6 protein-coding genes are annotated in these 6,545 nt (G+C 74.2%); all 6 read right to left on the bottom strand.

The window, feature by feature from the left end; translation table 11 throughout:
• The coding region (locus tag ABTZ17_RS35685) for a hypothetical protein (RefSeq protein WP_352199972.1) at window positions 1–888 on the bottom strand (888 nt) is incomplete at its 3' end.
• 133 nt (window positions 889–1,021) lie between these two features.
• Window positions 1,022–1,696, bottom strand: coding sequence for an RICIN domain-containing protein (locus tag ABTZ17_RS35680; RefSeq protein WP_352199971.1), 675 nt, complete (start codon window positions 1,694–1,696; stop codon window positions 1,022–1,024).
• A gap of 35 nt (window positions 1,697–1,731) precedes the next feature.
• Window positions 1,732–2,307, bottom strand: coding sequence for an RICIN domain-containing protein (locus tag ABTZ17_RS35675; protein WP_352199970.1), 576 nt, complete (start codon window positions 2,305–2,307; stop codon window positions 1,732–1,734).
• Window positions 2,308–2,353: 46 nt separating this feature from the next.
• A complete protein-coding gene (locus ABTZ17_RS35670) occupies window positions 2,354–3,937 on the bottom strand; it encodes an AbfB domain-containing protein (RefSeq protein ID WP_352199969.1) in 1,584 nt (527 codons plus the stop codon).
• 504 nt (window positions 3,938–4,441) lie between these two features.
• A complete protein-coding gene (locus ABTZ17_RS35665) occupies window positions 4,442–5,734 on the bottom strand; it encodes a phospholipase D-like domain-containing protein (RefSeq protein ID WP_352199968.1) in 1,293 nt (430 codons plus the stop codon).
• Entirely contained in the window at window positions 5,731–6,489 is a 759-nt protein-coding gene (locus ABTZ17_RS35660) for a restriction endonuclease (RefSeq protein WP_352199967.1), read from the bottom strand. Before ABTZ17_RS35660 ends, ABTZ17_RS35665 begins: the two co-directional genes overlap by 4 nt.
• Window positions 6,490–6,545 lie beyond the last annotated feature (56 nt).

Here is a 6,545-nt window from a genome sequence, read left to right as displayed (position 1 = left end):
GGCCTCCGCGTGCGCGGACACGGCCTGCCAGGCGCGTTCGGCCTCGGCGCGGGCGCGGGCCGCGTCGGCGGCCTCCGCGACGGCCGCCTCGGCCGCGGCGGCCTCCCGGACCAGGCGGGTCAGCACGTGGTGCCGGGCCGCTTCGGCGTCGGCGACGCGCGTCCGGTACGCCTCCAGGTCCAGGGAGGCTCCGGTGGCCCAGCCGTAGCCGAAGAACTCGGCCACGTCCGGGTCCGCGGCGCCCGGCCGCAGCGCCCATTGCGCCGCCACCCGGACCTGCTCCCCCGGGTCGTGATCCGCCGTGGACCGGACGAAGGCGCGGTCCTCGGCGGCGACCCGCAGCTTCTGCTGCTGTCCGGCCTCCCGGGCCGCGCGGTCGCGGCGTTCGGCCTCGGCATAGCCCGTCTTCACGAACGCCGCCTGCTCGGCGACGCTGCCCTTCAGGGCGCGGGTCGCGGCGGCCCGCACCTCCGGGGAGAAGGAGGCCGGGTGGGTGGCGATGACGCGCTCGCAGAAGGCCTTGTTGCGGGCGCGGGTCTCGCGGGCGCGCTGCTTGGCGTAGTCGAAGCCGCCGCCGGGCGCCAGCCATTCGAGGAGCGCTTCGTCTCCCCGGGTGCTGCGCAGGGCGTTCCAGGCGGAGGTGCGGACCTCGGCGGCCGGGTGCGTCTTCGCCATCGTGGTGACCCGGCGGCGCGCCTCCTCCACCGCCGCGGTCAGTTCGGACGGCGTCGACGGCTCGGCCGCCGAGGCCGTGGCGGAGAAGGCGCCCGCCGCGGGTGCGCCGGTCGCGGCCCAGGCGGGGCCGCCCGCGCCGACGGCGATGCCCGCCACCAGCACGGCGACGGTGAGTGTCCGGGCGGCCCGGACACGTCGGTTCTCAGGATTCATCTCAGACCCCCGGTGACTTCGGAGAACGTGGACTTCGGAGCACGTGTGCGGCACGGGGAGGGGCGGGGCCGGTGGTCCGACCCCGCCCCGCTCCCCGGCCGACCGACCCCGGTCACGGGGTCCGTGCGGCGGCTCACTTGGCCTGCTGGACCTTCCACAGCTGGGCGGCGGACCGGTTGCAGGTCCACAGGTGGAGGTTCAGGCCGTCCTCCGCCTTGGCGCTCGGGACGTCCAGGCACATGCCCTCGACGTGCAGGGGCTGGAGTTCGTAGAGCTTCTCGGACGGGTCGACCAGCAGGAGCTGCCAGCGCATCTGGCCGCCGCCCGAGCAGCGCCAGGTCTGGACGACCGAACCGTTCTTGGTGCCGCTGTTCTCGACCTCCATGCACTTGTCGCCGACGGTGGCGCGGAGTTCGAAGCTCCCGCTCGCGGTGGCGACGGCCTTCCACTTCTGGGCGGCGGTGCCGGTGCAGGCGTACTGCTGGACCGGCACGCCGTCGGTGGTCTTGGAGCCTTCGAGGTCGAGGCACTTGCCGCTGCCGGCGGCGATGACGTTGACGACCGACTGCGGCTGGGCGGCGCGGGCCTGCGCCTCCATGGCGGCGGCCCGGGCGACGTTCACGGCCTCGCGAGCGGCTTCGGCGGCGTCCTGGGCGGACTTCGCGGCGTCGGCGGCGGTACGGGTGCCGGCGGCCGTGGCGGTGCGGCCCGCGCCGTCACCGCCGTCGGCCTGGACGGCACCGGCGGTACCGCCGAGGAGGGCGAAGGTGGCGCCCACGGCCAGGGCGGACTTGATGATCCGGGACATGACGGGATCCGTTTCCTCGTGCGCGTTCAGGGGTTTCAGGCGGCCGAGACCGGCTTGACGCGCCACTTCTGGGCGGCCGTGCCGTTGCACGGGTGGAGCTGGACCACGGCGTTCGTTTCCTTGGAGCCGGACTTGACCTCCAGGCAGCGGCCCGCCTTGCCCGCGACGTGGCTCGGGCGCAGCTCGTACAGCTCGTTCACGACGTCGACGAGGACCATGCGCCAGCGCTGCTGCGGCTGCTGCACGCACCACCACTGCTGGACGGGGGTGCCCGTCGTGATTCCGGAGCCCTCGACGTCGAGGCACTTGCCGGCGTGCGTGAACCGCACGTCGAGGGTGCCCGCGCCGGTGGGCACGAGGTCGAACCGCTGGTTGGGGGCGGCCGGGTCGCAGGTGGCCTGGACGGCGTTGACGCCGTTGCGGAGGCTGCCGGAGGGCAGGGTCAGGCACTGGCCGCTGTGCTCGGCGGTGAGCTGGACGGCTGCGGGGGCGGCGGCGGCCACGGTTTCGGCGCGCTCGCCCCGCTCGCCCGGCAGGGCGAAGGTGACGGTGGCGGCGATGGCCGCGGCTCCGGCGCCTGCGGCCAGGACGGATCGGATGATCCGGGACATGGGTGGTTCCGTTCTGTGGTTCCGGGAAGGGTGGCCTGGCGGCGGGTCAGCGCGCGAGCGGGGTGACGATCTTCCAGGTGGCGTCCTGGACGAACTCGGTGGCCGTGTCGAAGCGGTTGGCGCCGCCCGACTTGCCGCCCGCGAACAGGTCGCCCCAGTGCTGGCGCAGGAACCGGCCGGGCTGTCCGGCGGACTCGAAGGAGGTGCCGGTGCCGCTGAGCCCCTTCTTCGCGCACCAGCTCGCGTCCTTGCGGAACCGATCGCTGTTGTCGCTCGCGGTCAGCCGGACCCGGAGGTCCTTCTGGAGGAGGTAGTGGCCGGGCTTGCGGGCCGACTCGAAGGACCAGCAGCCGGGCTGTCCGCCGAGCGCGGGCACGATCACCCAGGTGGCGTCCTCACGGTCGGCCTGGGCCGATCCGGCGGTGACGGGGGCCAGGAAGACCTCGCCGCCGTCCACGGTGGACTGGCGCACCGCGAAGCCGGCGGGCTTGCCGCTCGCGGGCACCAGCGTCTGGCGCTTCGCCCGGTACTGGCTGTCCTCCCGCAGGAAGTCGGCGACCTGCTCGTCGGTGCCGGCCAGGGCCTTCTTCGCGGCGGCGACCAGGTTCGGGTGGACCCCGGCGGCCTCGGCGGCGGCCTGGATCTGGAGGGCCAGTCGCCGGTTGGCGTCGGCGATCTTCTTGCGGCGGGCCTCGTCGTCCTTCTTGTACGCCTCCTCGGCGCCGGTGTGGAGGTACGCCTTCCACACCGCCGGGTCGGGGCTGAGGACCGCGCGCTGCGCGGCGGCGTACAGCTCGCCCTCCCGGGTGTCCGCGGGGGCCGCGCGGAGCAGTTCGCGGATGAAGTTGTCGTCGCTGAGGGCGAGCATCGCCTCGGACGGGGTGATCCGGAAGAGGGCGGCGGTGTTGGACCGGGCGGCGAGCTCCTTGCGGCGTTCGGCCTCGGCCTTGTCCTTCTCCTCCAGCTCCTTGAGTTCCCGCTCCACGTCGCGCTGGTGGGCCTCGCGGGCGCCGTTGGCGATGAACTCCGTCCAGGCGGCCGGCTCGTCGGCGAGGGCCTTGGCGGCCGCGGCCCGGACCTCGGGGCCGGAGGCGGCGTGCCGCATGACGGCGCGGATGAAGTTGTCCTCGCTCAGGTCCAGGAGGTCGGGGCTGTTCGGGATGCCGATGACCACCAGCGCCTGGGACTTGGCGAGGCGGGCGGCGCGGGCGGCGTCGGCCTCGTCCTTCTCCCGCTGCTTGTCCACGGCGTACGCCTCGTGGATGCCCGTGACGATGAACCGGACGTGGTCCTCGGCCAGTTCGCTCGACATCGCGGCCTCGGCGGCCAGTCGGACCGCCTCGAAGGTCCGCCCGCCGTCGCGGGCCTTCTGCCAGATCGCGTGGATGAAGTCGTGGTCGCTCAGGAGCAGTACGTCGGGTGCGGGCTCCAGGCGCACCACGGCGGCGGCGTCCACGCGCTGCTTGTCGTCGGTGCCGATGCCCGCCGCGGCGGCCACGGCGCCCGAGGGGGCGGCGACGGCGGCGATGGGGGCGGCGATGCCGCCCACGGTGGCGAGGGCGGTGGCGGTGACGAGCCCGTGGGTGACGGCCCTCCGCATGCGCGCGGAGTGCGGGTGGCTCTTCTTCATGCTGATCTCGGTTCCCCCTGCTAGGTCCCACACCCCGGTTCCGAGGGGTGCGGGTGGTCGGGGCGCAGTCTTCGAGATCACCCAAAGCCAGTCAAAGTGGAATTGCCCCCTCCTGTCCGTTCGGAGAACGATGTGACGGAGTATGCGGGTGACGGAAGCCGTTTTTCGGCTGAAAGGGAGCTTGCCCGCAGGCTTTTCTGACTCACGGGTAACTCGGAATGGCTGATTCCGGGTCAGCGGGTCGGGCGGAACGAGGGGGTCCGCCGGTTCCCCCCGGAGGGTCGAGGCGCCCCTCCGACCCGCCGGCCCCCGGGCGCCCCAAGGGATCACCCGCTCCGGGGCCGCTCCGACCACCCGGCCGTAAAGGGCGCGTGAAGGCGGGATGTGGCCGAGTCCACAGGGCCCGGGCCGCCCGGAGTCCACCGTGTATGATCCGCCGCCGCCCCGGCCGGGGTGGCGGCCGGAGCGGCGATCAGGCGCTCGGGCACCCAGGCGCCCGAGCGCTCAGAGGAAGCGGCGCAGGGGTTGTACGGCCAGCTCCCGGCCGCGCTGCACCAGGGAGCGACGGCGCCACCGCTGCGGACTGATCCGGGTGCTGACCCCGAGGTCCTGCTCGAAGTGCCCGTCGAGGGTGCGGGTGACCTCCGGATCCAGCACCGCGAGCATGACCTCTTCGTCGTGGTCCAGGGAGCGCCGGTTGAAGTTCGAGGAGCCGATGAGGGAGACCACCCGGTCCATGGTGAGGATCTTGGCGTGCATCATCGTCGGCTGGTACTGGTGGATGCGGACCCCGGCGGCCGTGAGCTCCTCGTAGTGGTGCTGGCCCGCGAGCCGGCAGACCCGCTTGTCGGTGTGGGGACCGGGCAGCAGGACGTCCACCGCCACGCCCCGCCGGGCGGTGTCGGAGAGCAGCCCGACGAAGTAGTCGTCGGGGGCGAAGTAGGCGGTGGCCAACCGCACCCGCTCCTCGGCCGATTCGAGGACCACGCGCATCAGGGTCTGCATGTCCTGCCAGCCGTAGGCCGCCGATCCCCGGACCACCTGCACGATCGCGGATCCGGCGGGCTCGTGCTCCACGAAGCGGTCGCGGGCGTCGAACAGCTCGGGGTGGCACTCGGCCCAGTTCTGGGCGAAGGCGGCGGCGATGCCGTCGACGGCGGGGCCCCGGACCTCCGCGTGGGTGTCGCGCCACTCGCCCGGTCCCCGAGCGTCCCCGCACCATTCCTCGGCGATGCCCACGCCGCCGGTGAAGGCCGTCCGCTCGTCCACGACCAGCACCTTGCGGTGGCAGCGGTGGTTCTGCTTGAAGGGGGAGATGTAGGCGGGCTTGCGGAACCAGGCGATCTGCACCCCGGCCTCGTCCATCCGGTCCAGCAGGTCCGCCTCGATGAGACGGCTGCCGAAGCCGTCGAGGAGGAGCCGTACCCGGACGCCCTCGCGGGCCCGCTCGGCCAGCGCCTCGGCGAAGCGGCGGGCGATGTCGCCCTTCCAGTAGACGAAGGTCATCATGTCCACGGTGTGCCGGGCCCCGGCGACGGCGTCCAGCATCGCGGCGAAGATCTCGTCGCCGTTGCGGAGCGGACGGACGGCGTTCCCCTCGGTGGCGGCGATCCCGATCAGCCGCTCCAGGCGGCGCCGGATCCGCAGGATCCGCTCCTCGGCCGTGGCCCAGCCGACCGCTCCGGTCCCGGCTTCGACGGCGGCTCCGGTGGTGCTTCCGGAAGGGGATCCGGTGCGGGTTTCGGCGGTGGTCCGGCGGGTGGCCGTCCCGGTGCCGCTGGTCGCGATGTCGGTCATGAGTCTGCTCCTCCGGGCTGTGACGACGGGGCGGGCGCGCCGGTACGGTCGGGGGTCTCCCAGGGCGGGGGCGCGTGCTGGTCGGTCCAGGCGGCCAGCGCCTCGCCGTCGACCAGGACGATCCCGCAGGTCTCCGCGTACTCGGCGGCGGGGGCGGTGAACGAGCTCGTCGTGACGAGGACGGCGACGTCGGCCCCGTGCACCGCGAAGCAGGTGCCGCCGAAGCGCTGGAGGTCCTGGGATCCGACCCGGTTGTCCTCGGCGTAGTGCTTGCACTGGAGCACCACCCGGCGTCCGTCGGCCGTGGTCGCGAGCACGTCCGCGCCCAGGTCCCCGGCCCCTCCCACCACCTCCACGGCGGTGCAGCCGTCCCGGGCGCACAGGGCCGCCACGGTGTGCTCGAAGCCGTCGGCGTCGACCGCGGCGTGGTCCAGCGCCTCGCCCCCGAGGTCGGGGAGCTCCAGGGTCGGCTCCACGGCCGACGCGCCCCCTCGGGGCCGGGGCCGGAACCGGGCGAAGGTCTGGGCGGCGGGCCCGACCGGGCGCCGTCGACCGGCCAGGAGGCCCAGGAGCAGCAGGGCGGACAGGAACACTCCGGCCGTCACGACGGCGGGGGCGCCGGCCGGCGCCACCCGCACGAAGGCCGCGAGTCCCATGGCGACGGCGCCGAGCAGTCCGGCCGCGAGGGCCAGCTCGCGCACCAGCGGGCCCGCGCCCCGTACGGGCGCGTGCGCGCCCTCCTCCGGTACCGCCATCCGACTCCCCCTCTTCCCCCGGTGCCGTCTGTGGCCCCCGGCGGCCGCCGGGGGCC

This window comes from Streptomyces sp. NPDC097619 (assembly GCF_040302735.1).
Lineage (GTDB): Bacteria > Actinomycetota > Actinomycetes > Streptomycetales > Streptomycetaceae > Streptomyces.
The sequence above is the reverse complement of the archived record's forward strand: the minus strand, read 5'-3'. Positions and strand labels throughout refer to the sequence as shown.